The following is a 23,570-nucleotide window of genomic DNA, read 5'->3' on the forward strand; positions in this document are numbered from 1 at the left end:
TATAAGAAACATAAAACTAAACTATAGCGAGTCTAGCTTTCATCAGTTTGTAACTAAAATTTTCTACAAAGAAAACTTATTCTTATTAAGAACCCTCTTAAATGCATTATTGGATTTACAACGCTCAAGAATGGGAATAACCTCAAAGATTTTCAATAGAAGCTTGTTTATTGATTTAAACGAATCCAAAAAAAAGACTGTAATCGTATTATTCACAAAAAATAACCCTAATGAAGAAAATAATTTTGCTTTTGCTATTAGCCCCAATCTCCATTTTTGCTCAAAATAGTGTTAGTTATAAAATCAATTACGGCCGTGACTTAGAAAATGATGGATTGAAGATTCAGTTGCTTTATGAAAAAGTGGAAGCTTCTGACTCCACAATATTCTTCTACAATAACAATTCATGGGGAGAAACAGATTTATTTAATAGCATACAAGTACGCAATGAAGATAACCAAAACTACTCTTTTAAACTTAATAAGGATGAACATCAGATCATTATATATCATCCAAAAACTAAGCATGTCTCATTTACATATCGTATAAAACAAGATTTCCCGGAACCAGACTACAAAACTACATTTAGGCCAATAATTCATAATCAATACTTTCATATACTAGGCTATTCCTTATTTGTTGTACCGGAATACTTTGTAAATGATGACTTTAATGAGAAAATGGATGTTACAATTGAATGGGTAGGTTTTCCGGAAGATTTTAAGATTCATAATACTTATGACTCTGAAACTAAGATTCAAAAATTGAATGTAAGATTATGGGAAGAGTTATTTCATTCAGTCTTTGTGGGTGGTGACTATAGAATTTATCGTTTCGATCACCATAATAAACCAATATATTTTGCAGTAAGGGATACTTGGATGAATGGCTTTACGGATGATTTTTTAGTGTCTAATTTTAAGAAAGCAATTATCTCACAAAGAGATTTTTGGAAAGACTATAGCCAAGACTATTTCACGGCAATTCTCACCCCGACAGTTACCCAAGAGGATAGCCTCTTCAAAGGAAATAATTTAGCAGGAAGTGCTGTGAAAAATGGATTTACGCTACAAGCAACAAACAATCCATTCAATAATAAACAGATCTATATTTACACTTTACATCATGAACTAATGCATCATTGGATAGGTGGGAAAATTCAGAACAAATATAAAGAACTCAATTATTGGTTTAGCGAAGGCTTTACCGATTACTATACGCATAAAAATAGGCTTAGAATAAAGGATATTACTATTCAAGAATGGGTTGATTTTTTTAATAATGAAATAATGGCTGTCCATTGGAACAATTCAAAGAGAAACATCCCAAACTATGAAATAGCAGAGGGATTTTGGAAAAGCAGAGATATTTCGAATGTACCTTATAAGCGAGGAGCTATATTTGCCTTTTGGCTTGATAATCAAATCCTAATAAAGAGTAATGGAACCAAATCATTAGATGACTTAATGAATGACCTTTTAGAGAAGTGTATCAAAGAAAACGTGAAATTTTCTGATGAATTATTGATCGACTTAGCAACAAACTATTTAGACATTAATATCTTTCCCTTCTTCCAAAAGCACATCATTAATGGAGAAGATGTAGATCTATTAAATGAAAAATGGATAGAGGGATTTGAATTTTCATTAATTGACTCAATTCCACAACTAAAATTAACAAGCACAGAATCAATAAATTACATAGTCGAAACTGCTAAGTAAGATTCAATTTCAACTTTTCCTGATCGGTGCCTAGTCAAAAATGAGTACAACAAATGACTATCTCCTAACTTCACAAGTTTAGTTCACCATAAATTGACTCGGTTTGAAATAGCTATTACAAATAAAAATTACCCATAAAAAACCTCCCGCCTTTTTCATAAAAAAGAAACCCGCAAGGTTTTTGAAACCTTGCGGGTTTTACTAAATCATATTTCTTAAAAAAGCGAAAACTTGGACTATACTTTATAATCAGTATGATAAACTATTGCCCTATAGGCACCTTCTTCAAAATACTATTAATAATATCTTTGGTAGTAACGCCATCTGCCTCGGCTTCATAGTTTAAGATTATCCTATGGTTCATTACATCATGCGCCACATCTTTGATATCCTCCGGCAATACATAATCTCTGTCGTCGAAGAAGGCTAGAGCCTTTGCAGCCAAATTCAAATTAATCGTAGCACGCGGCGAAGCACCAAATAATATATAATCCTTTTCCTTTGTCAAGCCAAACTCAGCTGGATTACGAGAAGCAAACACCAGTTCTACAATATACTTTTCCAACGACTCAGAAATACGCACATTATTGATCTCATCGCGAATATTGAAAATATCCTGCTTGCTCAACACTGTATTCAAGTCACTTTTGAATTGAATATTGGACATCCTACGCATAATTTCCAACTCGTCTTCTCTCGTTGGATAGTCCACATGTACCTTCAGCATAAATCTATCAACCTGTGCTTCGGGTAGAGGATAAGTACCTTCTTGATCTACCGGGTTTTGCGTGGCCAATACGAGGAATGGACGATCCAAGGCAAAGGTGGTCTCCCCGATAGTCACTTGCTTTTCTTGCATCGCCTCAAGTAGGGCAGACTGGACTTTGGCTGGAGAGCGGTTTACCTCATCAGCTAATATTATATTGGCGAAGATCGGTCCTTTTTTAACTTCAAACTGCGAAGTATTCTGATTGTAGATCATCGTACCGATCAAATCCGCAGGCAATAGATCAGGCGTAAATTGAATTCTATGGAAATCTAAGTGAAGAACCTTAGCAAGGGTATTGACAGTAAGCGTTTTGGCGAGACCTGGTACCCCTTCGAGGAGAATGTGGCCGTTGGTAAACAAACCAATCATCAAACGATTGACCATATACTCTTGTCCTACTACTACTTTGGATACTTCGTGAAATACCTCTTTTACTTTTTGCTGGTATTCTCTTTTTATTTCAACTGACATTCTGGGTGCGTTTTTTGATTCTAGAGCAAATATTTGCCCTTAAACTGTAAAATTAAAATTATATTCAAAATTGATTGCATATTTCGTACTGGCGGAAACATACATTGCCTTTCGGCTAATTTTCAACTATTACGAAATTTGATTCTTCACGTTCAATTTAGTTTTTTACCTTTCAAGCTGTTAATACAACGCAATTTGCAGCTATTTAATAAGTTTGTATTTAAAACATTCAGGAAAATGAATATTATCATCCCATTTTTAAGCAGAAGAGCCATTGCAAGTTTGCTGGTACTCTTTATTTTTTCATTACAGCCAATTGCTTTTCAGGGCTACTCACAAAGTGCAGGACCAAAACCAGCCAAAAACTGGTTTCACCTCGACCCTGAAGTTAACGGTCCTAAAGGCATAAGTACCCAAAAAGCCTATGAATTTGTAAGCGATAGAGGAAGTAGAAAAATTATTGTCGCAGTAATAGACTCCGGTATTGATACCAACCATCCAGACTTAAATAGTAAAATCTGGACAAACGATGGCGAAGAAGCTGGAACCAAGCAAGACAATGATGGCAATGGTTATGTTGACGATATTCATGGGTGGAGTTTTCTCGGCAATCCTAGCGGCGAAAATATCGATAAGGAAACCATGGAAGTAACACGCGAGTACAGAAGATTAGATTTGAAATTTGGAAGTAGGGACGAGTTCAGCATCACTGCCGGTGAACGAGACGAATGGGCTTACTTCCAAGAAGTGAGAAACCAATATTTCGAAGAAAAAGAAGAATACGAGGCACAGTTTGCTCAAATAAGCCAAATATATAATTCTTACATGACTGCCGAGGACACCATCAAAAGCACCTTTGGTTTAAAGGAAATAAATTTATCTGCATTGGATGCATTGGATATGAAAGACAATCCTGCACTACTGCAAGCAAGAGCTTACTTGAAACTGATAGACGATAATGGTATAGCCAAAAGTGATTTGGTAGATGCTTATGAGCAAATTGATGGAATTTTGAATTATGGTTTTAACACTGAATTTAATCCTAGAAATATTGTGGAGAGCAATTACTACAACTTCGAAAATACAACTTACGGAAATTCAGATGTTCAAGGACCTGACGCAAGACATGGTACGCATGTGGCCGGCATAATTGGCGCAGTGCGCGATAATAATACAGACCTCCAAGGCGTAGCAGACAATGTGGAAATAATGGTAATAAGAGCCGTACCCGATGGCGATGAATATGATAAGGACGTAGCAAATGCTATTCGCTATGCGGTAGATAATGGCGCACACATTATCAATATGAGTTTTGGTAAAAGTCTGAGCCCACAAAAATTCTTGGTAGATGAAGCCGTAAAATACGCAGAGAAAAATGGAGTACTTCTAATCCATGCTGCTGGAAATGATGGAGTAAATATAGACACCACAGAAAACTACCCTACAAGCCAATATTCACATACGAGTAAAGTCGCCAAAAACTGGATCGAAGTAGGTGCATCTTCCTATGGAGGAGCAGATAATTTTGTAGGCAACTTCTCAAATTACGGTAAAAAGCGAGTGGATATATTTGCACCAGGAGTGGATATCTACTCAAGCACTCCAGATGGGCAATACGAATACCTAAACGGTACAAGTATGGCAGCTCCAGTCGTAACAGGCGTGGCTGCAATGCTGATGGCCTATTTCCCAAAAATGAAGGCTAAGCATGTGAAAAAAGTGATTATGGAATCTTCTATGAAATATCCTGATCAACGGATAAAAAGACCTGGCTCAGAGGAAACGGATCCAATGATTGAATTCTCAGAATTGAGTGTTTCCGGTGGTATCATCAATGCCTTTGAAGCTGTGAAAATGGCAAATAAGAAATGGGGCAAAAGAGGTAGAATTCCATTGGATGAAAAAACCCTGAACTAAGCCGCACAGCAAAACGAAATTTAATTCATTTCAGTAATATCATAAAAGGGCTTTAAACGAGCCCTTTTTATTTGTCTCATTTTATTTTTAGGTTTGTCTAAAATATTTATTTGTTATATTTTATTATAAAATTAAATGCCTTAAATTTACAGCTATATGGCATTAATTAAATACTTAGCATTGAGCATACTATCAGTAGTTTTTGCATTGAATGTGGTCGCTCAATCTCCACAACAGAAAGTAGAGTTACAAGGAATTATAAAGTCCGAAGGGAAAGTACTCGGAGATGTTTGGGTGCAAGCACAAAATGCTAAAGGAGTGTTTTCAGATAATAAAGGAGCCTTTTCAATCTCGGTAGATAAGCTCCCAATTCAGTTGAATTTTAATAAAATAGGCTACCTCCCGCTTTCTTTAATCATTGAAAAAAATCAAATGATTGAAATTGAGCTACTGGCTTCTGATCTATCGCTGAGCGAGGTGGTAATTTCCGGAAGTCGGCGCGAGCAGGATAGAATGGAAAGCCCAATTGGTGTGCAATTAATCAATAGAGATGCATTACGTTTTTCCAACTCCAACGATCTCGCCGAAGGACTTCGATTCAAACCCGGTCTTCGTATCGAAAATAATTGTTCTAATTGTGGATTCACCCAATTGCGCCTCAACGGGCTAGATGGACCTTACACGCAGATCTTGATCAATAGCCGACCTGTATTTAGTGCATTGGCTGGTGTATATGGTTTGGAGCAGATCAACCCGGAGATGATCGAAAATGTCGAAATCGTGAGAGGTGGCGGCTCCGCTCTATTTGGCGCCAATGCCATCGCTGGAACGGTAAATATCATCACCCGCAAACCAAACCGAAATATGCTGGAAATTGCGTCACAATTATCCGTTATGCCGGGTGGTGCTACGGAGCAGAATTACAACTTTACAAGCAGTCTTATTTCGAACAAAAACAACAAAAGTGGAGCATTCCTTTTTGCTAGCTATCGAAACCGCGAAGCATGGGATAAGGATCGAGACGGCTATTCGGAACTGCCCCAAATCGAAACACTAAACCTAGGCACTCAGGGTTTTTGGAAAGCCCAAAAAGGCTGGGATATTGATTGGAGTACACTTCTGATTAATGAATCTCGCAGAGGTGGTAGCCACCTAAACCTCCCGCCACAAAAAGCCGATTTGGCTGAGCAGCTCGACCATAAAATAATCGGTGGCAGTATTTCAGTAAGCAAATTTTTTGCAGATCAGCATTTCAAATTAAGCACATTCACCGCTTGGCAATATGTAGATCGAGCGAGCTATTATGGCTCAGGCGGCAATGAAAACGTGCTGAGAAAGGAGGGATTATCAGAAATAGAAATAGCGGAATCTATCGCCGATGCAGATAATTTCTTTGGAAACACCTACGATCTATCAGGCCAAATTGGCGTGCAGGGACTATATGATAAAGGTAAAAACTCCCTCATTACCGGTTTAGAATGGCAACTCAATAAAGTAAATGATCGAATGCCCGGCTATGAAAGAAGGATAAATCAGCAAATAAATGGCGCAGCTGCCTTTAGCCAATGGGAGTACCGAATTACACCAAAACTCACCTCGGTAATTGGCGGGAGGTTAGATTATCTCCAAATCGATGGTGGGTACGATCTTGGAGCATCAAGCTTGGAAACCGAACAAAACATTTGGACTTTCAATCCAAGAGCCAATATGGCCTACAAACCAGATGAAGATCAAATATGGCGTGTAGGTTATGGTCGAGGTTTTCGTCCTCCACAAGCTTTTGATGAAGATCTGCATATAGAATTGGTTGGCGGTGAAGCTTTGTTCATTAGACTTTCTGAGGATCTGACGCCAGAGTATTCTCAATCGCTAAACTTCAGCTACGACCGTGCAAAAGAACGCCATAGCTGGAATGCAGAGCTATTTTACACCGAACTTCAACATCCATTTATCAATGTATTAGTAGAAGAAAATGGCCGAAATATACTGCAAAAAGAAAATGCCGATGTCAATGGAAAAGTATTCGGCCTCAATACAGAATTGAATGTATTGCTTAACAGCCAATTTACGCTGCAAGGTGGTTTCACTTTGCAAGGAGCTAATTACAGCAAAGCCATATTGGTAGCGGATGAGGTAGGTTTATTTACCGATAAATTTCTACGAACACCCAATACCTACGGCTTCTTCACCACTATTTGGAGACCTAGCACTCTTCACAACATCCGTACAAGCCTCAATTACACTGGGCCAATGGATGTACTGTATCAAGGTATACAGCGGGAAATTAGTATAGACAGAACCAAGTCATTTCTGGAATGGGATATTTTTATGACACGTAGCATTCCGATACATAATCAGCTGTATATGGAATTGAGTGCAGGTGTTCGCAATATCCTCAATGCCTATCAGAGCGATTTCGAAAGCGGGAGGGAAAGAGACGCCAGCTATATTTATGGACCTATTCGTCCGCGCACCATTAGTTTTGGATTAAAAGTCGGATTCTAACAATTCACTGAACCCCACCAAAAGAAAAAAGCCCTTGAAAATTGATCAATTTTCAAGGGCTTTTGCATAAGTACCAGGAGTGGGACTTGAACCCACACGACCATAATGGTCACAAGATTTTAAGTCTTGCGTGTCTACCAATTCCACCATCCCGGCTGGAAGAATTTTCTAAAAAACTCCTCAAACAAAAAATGAGCGAGAAGACCCACTCATTCTTTAGAGCGAAAGACGAGATTCGAACTCGCGACCCCAACCTTGGCAAGGTTGTGCTCTACCAGCTGAGCTACTTTCGCATTATTTGATTCCATCTGCTTCTCAAATGGATTGCAAATTTAAGTGAGTGTTTTACATATCCAAAACGCTTTCGCAAAAATTTTCATTCATCACCTAAAATATTTCGTAATTCATTGAGCTTCAATAAGGCTTCGACAGGAGAAATTGTGTTGATATCTAACTTTCCGAGCTTTTCCTGTATCATTTTGAAGCGCGGATCGCTTTGGAAGAGCGCCATTTGATAACTTGCCTTAGGAACCTTGCTCATTTTGTCTTTGGTTTTGGCGCTTACTTTCTCCCTTTCCATGTGCTGCATGATCTCATGCGAGCGGATCACCACGGGATTAGGCATGCCTGCCATTTGCGCCACATGGATACCAAAACTATGCTCACTTCCGCCTTCTTTAAGTTTCCGAAGAAATATCACCTTATTGCCTACTTCCTTTACCGACACATTGTAATTCTTGATCCTCGACAAATCCTGCGCAAGTTCGTTCAGCTCATGATAGTGGGTTGCAAATAGCGTTTTGGCTTTGAACTTTGGATGGTTGTGCAAAAACTCCACAATCGCCCAAGCAATGGAAATTCCATCGTAAGTACTCGTGCCTCTGCCAATCTCATCCATTATCACCAAACTTCGGTCACTCAGGTTATTGAGAATACTCGCCGTTTCGATCATCTCCACCATAAAAGTAGATTCGCCTCTGCTTAAGTTATCGCTAGCACCTACTCTAGTGAAAATCTTATCTACAATGCCCACTCTGGCATATTCTGCCGGCACAAACGATCCAATTTGAGCCATTAGCACAATCAGAGCAGTTTGTCTTAATAGGGCAGATTTACCCGCCATATTCGGCCCGGTGATGATGATAATTTGCTGGGTACTTTGGTCGAGAAATACATCATTCGGCACATAAGGTTCATCTGGTGGTAATTGCTTTTCGATAACCGGATGGCGACCTTCCTTGATGTCCAACACATGTTTATTGTCGAGTATGGGTCTCACATAACGATTATGCAGGGCAATTTTAGCAAAAGAGATAAGACAATCCAAAGAGGCAAGTGCTCGTGCATTCATTTGAATTGGATTCACATAATCAGATGCACTAATGATCAACTCTTGATAAATCCTCGATTCGATATCCACCATTCGATCTTCAGCATTGAGGATTTTCTCCTCATATACTTTCAACTCTTCGGTAATATAGCGTTCTGCATTTACAAGGGTTTGCTTGCGAATCCACTCTGTGGGTACTTTATCCTTATGCGCGTTTGTTACTTCTAGATAATAGCCAAATACTTTGTTAAAAGCGATTTTGAGAGAGGTAATGCCTGTATTTTGAACCTCGCGCTGTTGTATTTGCAAAAGGATATCCTTGCCATGATAGGCGATTTTCCTCAGCTCATCCAACTCCTCATTCACGCCATCATTTACCAAATTTCCCTGATTACTATGTATCGGCGGATCTTCCTTTATTTCCTTTTCAATTCTTTCAAACAAATCCTCACAAGGATTTATTTGATCAGCCAACTTCCTCAATTGAGGCACTTCACTTTGCTTAAGTTTTTGCTTGATTGGTAAACAATATTTCAAAGCCCTTTTCAATTGCTGTATTTCTCTCGGATTGATTCTGCCGACGGCTACTTTGGAGATAAGCCTTTCCAAATCGCCAATTTGCTTGAGTGAAAGTAAAACCTCACCCATCATGTCTTCATTCTGCACGAAACTATCCACCACTTGCAATCTCTCTTCGATTTGCGCCTTTTCCTTTAGCGGGAGGACAATCCAACGCTTGAGCAATCTGGAGCCCATGGGCGTCACCGTTTCGTCCAGCACATTGATCAGCGGCACGCCATTTTCCTGCTGCGCATTTACTAGTTCCAAATTGCGCACAGTGAATCGATCCAGCCACATATATTTATCCTCCTCCAATCGGGCAATGGACGATATATGACTGATTTCCTTATGCTCTGTTTCTTTCAGGTAAAATAAAATCGCACCTGCGGCAACAATGGCTTCAGGCAAATCTTCAATGCCAAAACCCTTGAGAGAAGTAGTGTTGAAGTGCTTTATCAAGCTCTCATAGGCATATTCATAGGCATACACCCAATCTTCCAAACAGAAAGTATTGAAGCGATCTTGAAAATGCTTTTCGAAAATGCCTCGTTTGCCTTTGCTGTAAATTACCTCCGATGGCTTAAAACTTTGCAGCAATTTATCAATATAGGCGATGCCACCTTTGGCTGTCCAAAACTCTCCAGTTGACAAATCGAGGAAAGCAATTCCGATTAAATCATCGCTGAATTGGATGGAAGCCAAGTAATTATTGCTGCGTTGATCCAGCACATTGTCGTTCATAGACAAGCCCGGTGTCACAAGTTCCGTTACACCGCGCTTCACAATTCCCTTCACCGATTTGGGATCTTCCAGCTGATCACATATGGCGACTCTATTACCTGCTCTTACCAATTTCGGCAAGTAATTATCCAAAGAATGATGAGGAAAACCTGCCAATTCAATGTGCGAAGCAGAACCATTTGCTCGCTTGGTAAGGACTATATTCAATATTTTGGAAGCCTTTATGGCATCCTCACCAAAAGTTTCATAGAAATCGCCCACTCTGAATAAAAGCAATGCGCCAGGATGCTTTGCTTTTATTGCATTGTACTGCTTCATCAATGGGGTTTCTTCTCCTGATTTACTTTTGGCCATTTTTCTCAAATTCTACTTAGCCTCAAATGTAAAAATTATCAGCCAAAGAACTGAAATAAAGCAACTGCTAAAAAGGTGAAAAATATTTTACTATTCTTATTTGGATTAAATCTAAATAGAGATAAACTTTGCGGCCTTATTCAACACAAACCATCAGTAATGACTCATAAATATTTATTTCTGTTCTTGTTTTTAGCCATCACTAGGCTAAGTTTTGCCTCAAATCCAGATGCGGGAGGGAATATCAAAGGTACCATAAAAACGGGCGATGGCTTAGCCGTTGTTTATGCCAATATCCTATTAGAAGGACCAAACAAAAGTACTTTCACCAATGATTTGGGTGAGTTTTCCTTTAATAATATTCCAGCTGGAGATTATGTAATCAAGATTTCTTCTGTAGGTTTTGTCAGTATTCGTCAGAGTATAGAAGTAGTAGCTGGTGAAGTGATCAACCTAGATTTGACATTCGAAGAGGATATAACTGCCATGCCTCAAATCACCATATTATCGAGCAAGGATCGTCTATTTACAAAAACGCCGGGCTCAGTTGGCTATATCAACAACAGTGAGCTAAAACTGCTTAACCCAATCAGTGGCAATGAAGCACTCAGGAGAGTAAGCGGCCTGCATGTAGTAGACGAAGAAGGTGCCGGTATGCGGGTGAATGTGGGAATTAGAGGCTTGAATCCTGACAGAAGCAGAAGCGTATTAATGCTCGAAGATGGCGTACCAGTAGCGCTCAATCCATATGGTGAGCCTGAAATGTATTATTCACCTGCTATTGACCGTATGGCAGGTGTAGAAGTACTCAAAGGAAGTGGCCAAATACTATACGGCCCGCAAACTATCGGAGGCGTGATCAATTACATCACTGCTGATCCTCCCGCTGAAGAAGAATTTGGCGCAAGGATAATCGGTGGCCAAAGCGGCTATTTCTCAGGCTTATTGAGCTATGGAAATACGGTAGGTAAAAGCGGCGTTCAAGTTAATTTCCTTCGTAAGCAAGCCGACAACCTGGGGCCAACAGAATTTAGAATCAATGATTTTAGCTCTAAATTCAAGTTCAACTTTAATGACAGATCTACCTTAGGGGTGAAGATAGGTGCCTATCAAGAACGTAGTAATTCTACCTATGTAGGCTTAACTCAACCAATGTACGAAGCAGGAGATCAAGATTATGTCCGCATTGCACCAAACGATGAATTGGCTGTAAATCGCTACTCTATCAGTTTCCACCATGATTATAAATTAAGCGAAAATACAACACTTAAATCACTGGCATTTGCCTACACAACGACACGTAACTGGCGCAGACAAGATTTTAGCAATGATGCTTCTGCAAGTCGCCAAACAGGTGTAATCTGGGGCGATAGGGAAATACCTGGTGGTGCCATTTTTATGCGCGAAGGTACTGGCAATCGTAACAGACAGTTCGAAGTTGCCGGTTTCGAGCAAAAAATTATCAGTCGCTACAGCATTGGCAATCTACCAAATGAATTGACGGCAGGCTACCGCTATATGCACGAAAAAGCCTTTGAACAAAGAGTGAATGGTACAAAAGCAGATGCTAAATCAGGTGCATTGGTTTCTGATGAAATACGTACAGGAAATGCTATTAGCTTATTTGCTCAAAACAAATTTATCATCAGTGACAAGTTCTCTGTAAATGCAGGTCTTCGTGGCGAAATATTCAATTATGAAAGAGATATTCTCCGCAATGCTTTCTCGGGTGTAGTAAAAGACACCAGCATAGTGGCAGATAACAATGTCTCTCAATTGATTCCAGGACTAGGTTTTACTTACCAAGCAAGTGAGCAATTGGCCGTATTTGGTGGTGCTCACAGAGGCTTCGCTCCTCCACGTGTGAAAGATGCAATTACAGCTACTGGATCAGTAATTGAACTCGATGCAGAACTTAGCTGGAATTATGAGTTAGGCTTCCGATCTACCCTTATTCCCGGGACTTTCCTTGAGTTGACAGGTTTCTACATGGACTTCTCTAACCAGATTATCCCAGTGGCTGAATCAGCGGGAGGCACAGGTGCAGGTTTGGTAAATGCAGGCAGAACTTTGCACGCAGGTGTTGAAACTGCCCTAAGTGTAGATATCAGTAATTTGCTAAATACATCTCATACATTCACCTACGACATCAATGCTACCTTTGTAGCTACTGAGTATACTGAAGACAGATTTAAATCAGTAAGCGGTGAGCAAATAAATATCAAAGGTAATAGATTGCCGTATGCACCTTCATTTATCTTCTCTTCTGGCTTCACTTGGCAAGCTCCTGCTGGCTATGGTTTGCGCTTTACAGGCACATATGTAGGCCAGCAATTTACAGACGAAATCAATTCTGTAATTCCTTCTGCTGATGGCAGAACAGGCGAGTTGCCTAGCTATTTTGTATTAGACGCTACAGCTCAATATAAAATACCTAATAGCCAAGCAACCATCCAAGTTTCAGCAAAAAACCTGCTTGACCAAAGATATATAAGCACAAGAAGACCGCAGGGAATAAGAGTAGGCTTACCTCGATTTATTACTGCAGGAGTAGATATCAAATTCTAAAGAATAGGGGGTTTCTATTTTAGGTTAAAGAAGGCGGCTTTAGGGTCGTCTTTTTTTGTTTTTTAACACAATCAAAATTGTTTATTGAAGAGCATCATTCTAAATTCTTAAAACAGGAAAGGTTTATCATTACTATCACAGCCCATTAAACTACCTTATTTGCTACTGGAGGTTATATAACCAAAAACTAATGGAGGCTAATTACCTTGGTTTGTAAGTAGGAACATGAATTTGTACCCTTTTTGCCAAAGCTGGATATAGAGTATAATATCCACTTTAAAGTAGATTCTTCAATGTTAACTGAAATGCTACTATGCAGAACAATCTGTTTTATGGTCGTATATATCCTTCTTCTTCCCTACTCCATTCGTTATCCATAAATCTTAAATTAAAATTTGTAAGCTCTTCTTGATCAACGAAGTCATTCAAATCCAAATTGAAAGTCCGAATGGTATTTCTTTTTAATCTTATTTGAGTATTAAAAAGAAATACTGTTTGATTTTCATTGTCGGTATAGCGCACAAAAAGACTATGAAGAGGTTCATTAATTGATTGATCATATTGAAAATGATCAGTAATAACGAAACTCGAAGTATTATTTGCGAAAAGTCTTGTGACAGTACTACTCTCTGGCAAGAGAGAAAATTTTATAAAATCAGCTGTACCTGCTGGATAATTTGCAGATGGCCATTCTGATAAGAATTCTTGTCCTATAGCAAACTCTAAATGACCAAAATTAAAGTTTTCTGCTTTGATTTCAACTCCATAAGTTCCACGAAATAAATCAACTTCAAAGTTTGAACTCGTTTTAGGAGTGAAGTTTAATGCCCCAATAAAATAATCTATTTGTGGATTAAGATGATGTAAGGCATTTCCTCTACCTGCTGGAGGACTATATCGTAAATAAGGGGAAGGCCAAAATTTCACTTTTAATTCTGATTCGCCAACAGGGTATTGTAAAAAATGCTCTATATCAGCAAAAGAATCAATTTCTCTGTAACCACTGCCAGTTGTCTCATAAAAAGGATCAAGCAATTGGTGCTGATTTTCAAAGTCCTTACCCAATAATTTCTGTGCAACTATCTCAATTCTATATTCAAAATTCTTATTTACTTTAATCTTAAGTGTATCCATCACGGAGGTTACGCCTTCCGCATGTACCAATTCATTTGATGCAGTCGTATTAATTACTTTAAAAATGTAAAGCCATTCGCCATTCTCTTCTAACCTATTCATTGGTCTTTCTTGAGCAGCTAACCACTCTGATCCTATTAAATTGAAAGAGATATCTAACAATTCATCTTCAGACGATTCTGGAATAAGATCTGTTTCAGTTATACAACTATTAAATAATAAAATAGTTGAAAAAAGACTAACTAAAATATATTTTTTCATGTCAACAGATTTGGTTCTATTTTTCTAAACTAAACAACAGGCACTATAATTAATGTTTTAAAAGAATAGCACTTCAATTATAAAAATATTAAAAATGCAACTCTGTACAATAATTTAATTCTTTTATTACAAATAAAAAGAAAATACCTGTTTAAACAAAGTAGAAATAACCTTAGTATGATCATATCTGTATTCTTTGGCTTTTTTGTATTAGAGGAACTGCTTATAGACTAAATTCAACATTCGTCCATATAAGATTTATTTTTTACGAGCCAATATGCCTAAATTCCCAACATGGGAAAGGTTTCTGTTATCATTCCAGTATTTAATCAAGCGCTGTATTTGCAAGAAGCAGTAAATTCGGCTAAGCAAACTGAGGTAGGTGAAATATTAATCATCGATGATGGCAGCACAGACAATTCTCTTTCAATTGCCAAAAAGCTTGAAGCCAAAATCTCTATTGTAAAAGTCTTTTCCCACCCCAACAACCAAAATAGAGGAGTAAGCGCGAGCAGAAATTTAGGCATCACCAATGCGCGCTTTCCATATATTGCCTTTCTCGATGCAGATGATATGTACCTCCCACATCGTTTTGAGGAACAGCTAAGCATTTTGGAAAATGACCTAAGTTGCCAAGCAGTATATGGTTGGGCAGAAGAATGGAATCAGGATTTTACACAGGCCATTCGTAAACTGGGAGTGGAGTCAGAAGTACTTTCTACCGATATATTCGAGGAATTGCTTTTAGGTCGTAAAGGCCATTTTCATACGCCTACAGTTCTTATTCGTACTTGTGCTTTCGATACCGCTGGTGGTTTTGACGAAAACCTCAAACTCCACCAAGATACCGAACTTTGGCTACGTATGACTTTTCATGGCTCATGGGTATCTTCGGGTACTCAAACTCTCGCCTACATTAGGAAGCATGGTCAAAATAATAGTAGAAACCGATCCACCCAGAGCACTCAGCAATTATGGAAAAGGGTATTGTTTTACTTTGAAAACAAGGCGGTTTCACCTCGGCAATATAATTTGATGATGTTGCGATTGGCTACGGCAATCTACCAACCTCCCGCCAAAAAAGAATGGCTGGCTCTTTTTCCATTTTTAATCCAATATCCACGCTATTTTTGGGTTTTGATTAAAAAATCAATCTTTGGAAACAATTCCAAACACTCACATACCGAAAGCTGATTTTCATGCCATCTGCGTCTCAAACATATTTTTCTATAATTGTGCCTGCCTACAATCGAGCCGATACGATTATGAAAACCATCGACTCGCTATTGGGGCAAACATACCCGTATTTCGAGGTTATCATTGCAGACGATGGCTCAAGCGATCATACAGCTGAGCTTTTTCAGGTGGTGGAAGATGATCGAATTCGCTATTTCTACCAAGAAAATGCGGGCGTATCAGCCGCTCGGAATTTCGGTGCATCGAAATCCCAGTATGATTGGCTTACATTTTTGGATAGTGATGATACCGTGAGTCCTCATTGGCTAGCTGATTTTGCGAAGGAAATTGAAACCAGCAAAGTAGATATCATTTTCTGTGGAATGCGCCAAATCAACAAAAAATTCGAGGTGAATAAAGTAGTAGATCCGCTAGATCCTTATAAAGATGGACAAACCAAAGGCTTGTATAATGCAGGCACCTTTGCCCTGAAAAAAAGTGTTTTCGATACAGTAGAAGGATATGATAGTCAAATACGTTTTGGCGAAAATACCGAACTATCAATTCGACTAAAGCAGCTTAACCTTTCCGCCGCATACATTTCCAGCCCCAACCTTACCTACGAGGTGGCTGAAGCGGGAGGAGCCCGCAACCTCGCCAATGTAATCGAATCCAACCTTTATACTTTGCAAAAGCATAAGAGTTATTTCGACAATATTCCAAGGGTAAAGCAACTTTACTTGCAAACAACAGCCATTGCTCAAATAAGAATGGGGCGAATAAAGGACGGAAGAACAAACCTATGGAAAGCCTATTTTGCAAAGCCGAGCAATGGAAAAAGCTTTTTGAGGGCAATCCTGGCAAGTATTCCTACATTAGCAAAGCAAATATGGAAGCCAAATTTTTAATTTCAATTTCATCTACCTGTATTCAATAATTTGAAATACGCAGCTTTCATAATGACCTACAAGCGGGAGGAAATCCTGCAGAAAACTATTGAGAAATTGCTTGCTCAAAGTTTCCCTCCAAGCAAAATTCTCATTGTAGATAATGATCCGGATTGCTCGGCCAAGCTTGTTTGGCAGCAATTGGCCAATCTACAAATTGCCTATCATTCGGTGGGTTATAATTCCGGCCCGGCAGGTGCTGCATTTCATGGGTTGAACATTCTATTCAAAGAAGGCTGGGAATGGGTACTTTGGATGGACGATGACGATCCGCCTGTATTTAAGGACAGCATGGAGGAGTTATTCAACATTCCACAGCAATACTCCGAACCAACAAAAATCGGAATGCTGGGAGCTGTGGGCGTGTTATTCGATGCGGCACAAGCAAAAACTATCCGTTTATCCGATGATCAGCTTCAGGGAATTATTGAAGTAGATAATATAGCAGGATCGCAATTACCATTGATTCATCGCCGAGTGTGGGAAGCAGGCATTTTGCCTAGTCCAGAGTTATTTTTTGGCTTCGAGGAGTTAGACTTTAGCTTGGCTATTAAACGAGCCGGATTCAATATTTTAGTTTCGGGAGAAAATCTCCATCGCCACCGCGAATATGCCAATCGCTTGAATTTCAGCAGAGGGTTATATGCCAAAAAAGACATCCAAAAACTGTGGCGCGAATATTACACATTGAGAAATCTCATCCACATTCTGATCAAAAAAGAAAAAAATTGGCTGGGTGTTTTCCGTCTTTGGTTTAAAGGAATTTTTAAATCAATCTATGGATTTCGATATGGCTTTGCCTACGGTTGGCGTAATCTTCAGTACCTTCATCTTGGCTTTTGGCATGGCTTCACTGGAAAGCTTGGCAACACTATAATGCCTCCAAACTCAAATAGCAAGAAATGAAAGTCCTATTCACCATGGATGCGCTAATCAATGCCGGTACCGAGCGAAGTGTGCTGGATCTGGCAAAGCATTTCTCTTCTGATGTAGAAGTGCATTTGGCTTATTTCTACCCTCGCCATGATTTAAAAGTCGATTATGAAGAAGTTGGTATTCAGCTACATTTTATGGATTTGCCAGGCAAATATTCCTTTATCCAAGGCATCAGCAAGCTCAATCGACTAATCAAAAAAGAGAAACCACAGTTGATTGTTTCTTCCCTAATGCGAGCAAATTTGATCAGCAGAATTGCAGCAAAAATAAATGGCGTTCCAATAATCGGCACCTTTGTAAACGATAGCTATGGCGAATTGCGGATCGCTGAACACAAACAAAAATCATATTGGAAGTTTAAGGTCTTCTGGTGGCTCGATAAGTGGACTTCGGGAATTCCGGTAAGCTATGTCGCCAATGCCCAAAGTATTGCCAAAAGTAATTCTCAAGCCTTAGGCATTCACCCGAGTAAAGTGAAAGTAATTTATCGCGGGAGGGAAATAAGTAATTTTCCACAATGGACGCCTCCTGATTCGGAAGATAATTTCAACTTTACGGCCATTGGAAGATTATTGGAGCGAAAAGGCTATCGAGAATTGATTGATGCTTTCGCAAGAATAAATGCTGAGTACCCTCATACTCGATTGCATATATATGGCGAAGGCGCTTTTCGGAATAAACTAGAGAAGCAAATAAAAGCGGGAGAATTATCGAATGTGGTGCAATTGCATGGAGCAGTACCGAACGCTTGGAAAGAATTATACAATTCGAATTGCTTTGTATTTCCTAGCTGGTACGAGGGCTTTAGCGGTGCATTGGTAGAAGCGATGATGGTAGGCTTACCCATTATTGCCTCAGATATTCCTATGAATTTAGAAGCCATTGAACACGACAAAACTGCGCTAGTTCACCAAGTAAAAAACGTAGATGACCTCTATGCAAAAATGAAATTGGCCATTGGTGATTATCCTGCAGTTTGCCAACTCGGCCAAACCTCCCGCTTTTTTGCTTTCCAGCAGTTTGATATCAAAAACATCGCAAAAGAATATGAAGCTGAATTGAAAAAATTTGCGCTTTATAAATAGAATTTTCTACAAACCAACTAACTGCACTCTGATTACGTAAGAATTTTTGCTTAGTATTTAGAATACATCAAGTGCAGATTATCTTTCGATTATCAATTTGTAATAAAACTTAAGATTAGATGAATAATCCAAATTTTATTGCGAGTAATCTAGCTTAGGTTTTTTAATTAAGATGCATAACTCTATTTTAGCACAATTTTTCAAAGCAGGCATTCAATCAGCCTTATTAATAAGGCCAAAACAGATCAAATTATGAGTCAGGAAGAAAAAACAAGGTATACCGCAGAGGAATTAAAAGAGTTTGACCAAATAATTTCATCCAAACTCGAAGCTGCAAAGTCGGAGCTCAAATCACTGAAGGAATCTCTGAGTCGAAAAAACGATCCAGGAACGGACAATACTGCCGGCCAAGTGAAACCGCTTGAAGATGGTGCAGATACCATGGAGAAAGAAAGCATTACACAGCTTGCCGCTCGTCAACAAAAGTTCATTAACCAATTGGAAAACGCAGCTATTCGCATCAAAAATGGCACTTACGGTGTATGTATCGATACCGGCAAATTGATTCCAAAGGAGCGCTTGAGAGCCGTACCACATACGATGCATTCCATTGAGGCCAAACTAAAGAAGACTCAGTAATTGGATTTTCTTTCCCGGCACATAGAAGCATTGATATTTTGCTCTGCCAAGCCAATCGGTTTGGCAGAATTAAAAGCTTGTATGGAAGAAATGTTTGCTGCAGAATTACAAAATTCGGCAATTGAAGGCGCTTTGAATGAGCTACTTCAAAAATACGAAGCTGATGAATACGCATTTGCTTTGTACAAAACGGGAGGTGGCTATCAGTTTTTGACCAAACCAGCCTACCAAAGTTCCATTGGCATATTGCTCAAGCAACAGAGCAAAAAAAGACTTTCGGCATCGGCGCTCGAAACCCTCTCTATAGTGGCTTATAAGCAGCCAGTTACCAAAACAGAGATGGAACAAATACGTGGTGTCAATTGCGATTACACTATCCAAAAACTCCTCGAAAAAGAATTAGTAGAAATAAAGGGAAAAGCTGAAACTATTGGCCGACCTTTGTTGTATGGTACTACTGAGAAATTTATGGAGTACTTCGGTATTAACTCCTTAAAAGACCTTCCTACATTGAAAGACATCTCTGAAGAAGAAAATAGCATAGGAGAAGGACAAGAATAACAATAAGCCCAAAACGGGCCACAATTATGAATAAAAGGGAAAACCCAAGGAAATCGAACGCCGGGAGGGCGTCAGATTCCAACCAAAGATCCAATTCACCATCATCTTACGGAAAAAGCTACGGAAACAAGCCAGAGAGAAAATCATCTTATGGCAACGAACGTGGTGGAAATGAAGGCTCCAGTTCTGGAGGTTTCAGAAAAGATAATGAAAGAGGTGGCCGTTCAAGCGGCGCTGGTGGAGGAAAAAGAATCAACTTTCAAGAGAGAGACAAGAGATCGGATAGCCGTCGTGATGACAATAGGGCGGGAGGATTTGGCAATTCAAGGCCAGACAACCGTGGCGAAGGCAGGTCATCTTCAGGTAGTTCATTTGGCAATAGAGACAATAGAAGTTTCGATGGCGACAAAAGACCTGCAAGGAATTTTGGAGACAGACCAAACCCAAGAAGAGACGACAATCGCTCAGGCGACTTCCGAAAATCTGACGACAATAGAAGCGGAGAACGCTCTTATGGAAAAAGCTATGGTAATAGCGACTCTAGAGGAGGAGGCGATCGCAAATACGATAATAAAAGAAGCGGCAGTGGATTCGGTAGACGCGATGGTGACAGCCGTTCAGGCGGTGATGACAGAAGAGAAGGAGGCAGACCTTCCGGTGGAGGATTCAGCAGACGTGATGGCGACAGCCGTTCTGGTGGCGATGAAAGAAGAAGTGGAAGCAGACCGTACAGTGGTGGTGGATTCGCAAGACGTGATGGTGATAACCGCTCAGGTGGCGACGAAAGAAGAAATGATAGCAGACCTGCTGGCGGTGGATTCGGCAGACGCGACAATGACGACCGATCAAATAGTAGAGAAAGATCAACGGGTGATGGCTCAAGAAGTCGATTCGAAAAACGTGATGGCGAAGGTCGTTCAAGTGGAGAAAGATCGAACTACTCTAGCGAAAGAAGATCTTCAGACAGCAGATCTGGTGAAAGAGGAAGTTCATTTAATCGCAGAGATAATGAAGATAGACGCGACTCACGTCGTGACAGCAAACCATCATTCGGCACCAAGCGCTCTTATGGCAAACCCGACAATAAGCCTGGTAAACGCTCAAGTTTTGGTGGCTATGCCGGCAAAGGCCGAGCCGTTCCGCCGGATTATGAATTAAGAGATTTAAAGAAACATTCAGATACGGATGTAATTCGCCTAAACAAGTATATTTCCAATGCTGGTATTTGCTCTAGAAGAGAAGCTGATAAACACATTGAGCATGGAATGATAAGCGTAAATGGCAAAGTGGTAACAGAACTTGGCTATAAAGTACAGCGAGGTGATACGGTGAAAATGGGTAGCAAGCTATTGAAACCTGAGCCAAATGTATATGTACTTTTAAACAAGCCAAAAGACTTTATCACCACTACTGAGGATCCTCAAGAACGCAAAACAGTAATGACCCTTGTGGCCAATGCTTGCCAAGAGAGAATCTATCCTGTAGGCCGTTTAGATCGTAATACAACTGGCTTATTGCTATTTACTAATGATGGAGAACTTGCAGAAAAGCTTGCTCACCCTTCTAATAGCATGAAAAAAATCTACCAGGTATCATTGGATAGACCATTGAGCAAAGATGATTTTGAGAAAATCGCCAAAGGGCTAAGATTAGAGGATGGCGTAGCCAAAGTTGACGATCTTGCTTTTGTATCAGATGATAAAACAGTAGTAGGCATAGAAATACATAGTGGTAGAAATAGAATCGTAAGACGAATTTTTGAACATGTAGGCTACAAAGTAATGTACCTAGATAGAGTTATGTATGCCGGCCTCACCAAAAAAGATCTACCAAGAGGAACTTGGCGATATTTGGATGAAAAAGAAGTAGTGCAATTAAAGCACATGAAAAACTAAGCAAAAGCCCTTCAGCAATGGAGGGCTTTTTTTTGTGCAATTATCGGGATTAGCCTGCCTGCCTCTGGTAGGGATTTTTAGGATGGGTTTTTCAGGACGGGACATTTTATTCATAAAAAGTATCCTCTGTTAGAATAATCAGGGTCTTTTAATTTCCACTTCTTTCACATGCCAAACTGAAGCCGCTATTATTTGTATTTATTGTTAACAAGTACCGACAATCATTTTCATTGCTCATTCGTATGAAATGTATACTTACTCTCAAACAATTATGGTATTGTTGGGTTAATAACTGACGTTCAACCTTGATCTTAAGGATACGATCAACGTGAATTACCCATAAATAAATGAGAAAATTCCCCCTTTTATTGATTCTGACATTCTTTTCCTTTAATCCTCCTGCAATTAGTCAAACATTAATTGATAATTCCAATCCTCCCAATAAACTCCGGGTATTTATCGATGGCTGTGAACAGAGAGATGGAGGCTGTGATATGGATTTTATTAGAACGGAAATTACGGCTGTTGACTTCTACAGGAATAATGAAGCGGCAGATGTCTTTCTCCTCATCAACAATAATAGATCTGGCGGGGGTGGACGACAATATCAACTAATTTTCATAGGTCAACAAAACCTTCATGCTGGAAGAACAGACACCCTCTATGTAAATAACAAACAGACGGATACCGACTTTGAAGTGCGTGAAAAACTTACTCGGTTTATCAAACTAGGTTTAGCTCCCTTTGTTGCGAAGACCAAAGCAGGTGAAGGGATTAACATCAACATGAAGACAGACCTTAGCGATCAGGAAGATATTGGACAAGAAAGCCTTGATCCATGGGACTACTGGGTTTTCAATGTTGGTAGTAATGCAAATTTTGAAATAGAGGAATTGAGCAGGCAAATCAATTTTGGTGGAGACATCAATATTAACCGTATCACGGATAAATGGAAAATTTCCATATCCGGGAGAATAAATGAAAGGCTGAGAACAACGATTCAAAAGGAACCAAGAGTTGATGAGAATGGAGATCCCGTTCTTGATGAAAACGGCAACCAGATCATCGATGAAATTGAGAATAATTTTGATGTATCAGAATTTGGATTTGGTCACCAGTTGGTAAAGTCCATTTCCCCACACTGGTCTTATGGATATGATATTGAAGGTCGTCAGAACACTCGCTTTAATTACAAGTTTCAATTCAGCTTCAGGCCAGCTTTAGAGTACAATTTTTTTCCGGAATCAGAGCAGAACTCTAGGTTTCTGCGAGTGAACTATGGGATTGAAGTCAGGAACAATAGTTATGTCGAGGAAACGATTTACGGTGAAGTTCAAGAAACCAGGGCTCTCCAAAGTCTGAGAGCCAGTCTAGGACTAAATCAACGATGGGGTAACCTGCAAGTTGGATATCGTATGAGAAATTATCTAGATGATTTTAGTTTTTGGACCACTGGTTTGAGTGTAAGTGCAGAGGTTCGCGTGACAGGGAACTTTTCTTTTTTTGTAAGAGCAGAAGGCAACTACGTAAAGGACCAAATTTACCTGGCATCAGGAGATTTCACCGAACAGGATATTTTGAGCGGGAGAGTAACCCTACCCTCAGCATATACCATCGATACCAGGTTTGGGTTTAATTACCGGTTTGGTTCCAATCTCAATAACTTCGTGAATCAACGATTTTTTGGAAGGGCCAATTTTGTTGGAAATGATTAACGTATCATTCTTGGGGATCATAGGGTTAAACAAATTGAAATGCTAAACGAATTATAACTGGAAAATATTCATTTAGATTCCGTTTGCAAAGAGTGCTTTTACCAACTCAAACAGAAAAATCACGGTTCAGACAAAAAAAATGGGTCAATATAGATTTGAGTCCGCTTTTGCAATAGCTTGATGGTTGTCTGAACTGTGGTTATAAATTTTGCTTAAATAAGAATTCCTATTGGTAAATTGCTTAAGAAAAATTCAACTATTCTAAATTGGTAGTTTATTGGACA

Annotated in this window: 15 protein-coding genes and 2 tRNA genes; 12 read left to right on the top strand and 5 right to left on the bottom strand. The window is 39.4% G+C overall.

From position 1 onward, the window contains the following. Positions 1–230: 230 nt before the first annotated feature. Positions 231–1,721 carry a hypothetical protein gene (locus tag ACOXY8_RS05965; protein WP_458330645.1) on the top strand — a complete coding sequence of 497 codons (1,491 nt, stop codon included), beginning with the start codon at positions 231–233 and terminating at the stop codon, positions 1,719–1,721. A 262-nt stretch (positions 1,722–1,983) separates the two neighbouring features. On the opposite strand, the gene ACOXY8_RS05970 is transcribed toward ACOXY8_RS05965, so the two are convergent. After that, a complete protein-coding gene (locus ACOXY8_RS05970) occupies positions 1,984–2,961 on the bottom strand; it encodes an AAA family ATPase (RefSeq protein ID WP_458330646.1) in 978 nt (325 codons plus the stop codon). Between the two features lie 237 nt (positions 2,962–3,198). Between ACOXY8_RS05970 and ACOXY8_RS05975 the strand changes: the two genes are divergently transcribed. After that, entirely contained in the window at positions 3,199–4,878 is a 1,680-nt protein-coding gene (locus tag ACOXY8_RS05975) for a S8 family peptidase (RefSeq protein ID WP_458330647.1), read from the top strand. A 156-nt stretch (positions 4,879–5,034) separates the two neighbouring features. After that, entirely contained in the window at positions 5,035–7,383 is a 2,349-nt protein-coding gene (locus tag ACOXY8_RS05980) for a TonB-dependent receptor plug domain-containing protein (RefSeq protein ID WP_458330648.1), read from the top strand. 71 nt (positions 7,384–7,454) lie between these two features. On the opposite strand, the gene ACOXY8_RS05985 is transcribed toward ACOXY8_RS05980, so the two are convergent. The 3 genes from ACOXY8_RS05985 to mutS all read right to left on the bottom strand — a co-directional run bounded on the left by ACOXY8_RS05985 (position 7,455) and on the right by mutS (position 10,369). Beyond that, positions 7,455–7,539: transfer RNA gene (locus tag ACOXY8_RS05985), tRNA-Leu, on the bottom strand. Between the two features lie 64 nt (positions 7,540–7,603). Next, a tRNA-Gly gene (locus ACOXY8_RS05990) sits at positions 7,604–7,676 on the bottom strand. A gap of 83 nt (positions 7,677–7,759) precedes the next feature. Continuing rightward, a complete protein-coding gene (gene mutS, locus ACOXY8_RS05995; protein WP_458330649.1) occupies positions 7,760–10,369 on the bottom strand; it encodes a DNA mismatch repair protein MutS in 2,610 nt (869 codons plus the stop codon). Between the two features lie 159 nt (positions 10,370–10,528). Here mutS and ACOXY8_RS06000 point away from each other — a divergent pair, with 159 nt between their 5' ends. Beyond that, positions 10,529–12,937, top strand: a complete 2,409-nt coding sequence (locus ACOXY8_RS06000; protein WP_458330650.1) for a TonB-dependent receptor domain-containing protein — start codon at positions 10,529–10,531, stop codon at positions 12,935–12,937. Between the two features lie 330 nt (positions 12,938–13,267). Here ACOXY8_RS06000 and ACOXY8_RS06005 read toward each other — a convergent pair whose 3' ends face one another. Beyond that, positions 13,268–14,332, bottom strand: coding sequence for a hypothetical protein (locus tag ACOXY8_RS06005; protein WP_458330651.1), 1,065 nt, complete (start codon positions 14,330–14,332; stop codon positions 13,268–13,270). A gap of 294 nt (positions 14,333–14,626) precedes the next feature. Here ACOXY8_RS06005 and ACOXY8_RS06010 point away from each other — a divergent pair, with 294 nt between their 5' ends. The 8 genes from ACOXY8_RS06010 to ACOXY8_RS06045 all read left to right on the top strand — a co-directional run bounded on the left by ACOXY8_RS06010 (position 14,627) and on the right by ACOXY8_RS06045 (position 23,286). Continuing rightward, on the top strand, positions 14,627–15,526 hold the full coding sequence (locus ACOXY8_RS06010) for a glycosyltransferase family 2 protein (RefSeq protein WP_458330652.1): 900 nt from the start codon (positions 14,627–14,629) through the stop codon (positions 15,524–15,526). Between the two features lie 5 nt (positions 15,527–15,531). Continuing rightward, on the top strand, positions 15,532–16,416 hold the full coding sequence (locus ACOXY8_RS06015) for a glycosyltransferase family 2 protein (RefSeq protein WP_458330653.1): 885 nt from the start codon (positions 15,532–15,534) through the stop codon (positions 16,414–16,416). Positions 16,417–16,446: 30 nt separating this feature from the next. Further along, positions 16,447–17,361 (top strand): glycosyltransferase, encoded by a 915-nt coding sequence (locus tag ACOXY8_RS06020; RefSeq protein WP_458330654.1) that lies wholly within the window; start codon positions 16,447–16,449, stop codon positions 17,359–17,361. Further along, positions 17,358–18,476 (top strand): glycosyltransferase, encoded by a 1,119-nt coding sequence (locus ACOXY8_RS06025; RefSeq protein WP_458330655.1) that lies wholly within the window; start codon positions 17,358–17,360, stop codon positions 18,474–18,476. Before ACOXY8_RS06020 ends, ACOXY8_RS06025 begins: the two co-directional genes overlap by 4 nt. A gap of 252 nt (positions 18,477–18,728) precedes the next feature. Further along, entirely contained in the window at positions 18,729–19,115 is a 387-nt protein-coding gene (locus tag ACOXY8_RS06030) for a TraR/DksA family transcriptional regulator (protein WP_458330656.1), read from the top strand. Further along, positions 19,116–19,676: an SMC-Scp complex subunit ScpB gene (gene scpB / locus ACOXY8_RS06035; protein ID WP_458330657.1), complete on the top strand. Its 561-nt coding sequence runs from the start codon at positions 19,116–19,118 to the stop codon at positions 19,674–19,676. A 26-nt stretch (positions 19,677–19,702) separates the two neighbouring features. Further along, positions 19,703–21,571 carry a pseudouridine synthase gene (locus ACOXY8_RS06040; protein ID WP_458330658.1) on the top strand — a complete coding sequence of 623 codons (1,869 nt, stop codon included), beginning with the start codon at positions 19,703–19,705 and terminating at the stop codon, positions 21,569–21,571. Between the two features lie 347 nt (positions 21,572–21,918). Continuing rightward, complete coding sequence (locus ACOXY8_RS06045) at positions 21,919–23,286, top strand: hypothetical protein (RefSeq protein WP_458330659.1); 1,368 nt, start codon at positions 21,919–21,921, stop codon at positions 23,284–23,286. Positions 23,287–23,570 lie beyond the last annotated feature (284 nt).

Origin of the sequence: Peijinzhouia sedimentorum, assembly GCF_049340005.1 — a bacterium.
Lineage (GTDB): Bacteria > Bacteroidota > Bacteroidia > Cytophagales > Cyclobacteriaceae > CAXBDP01.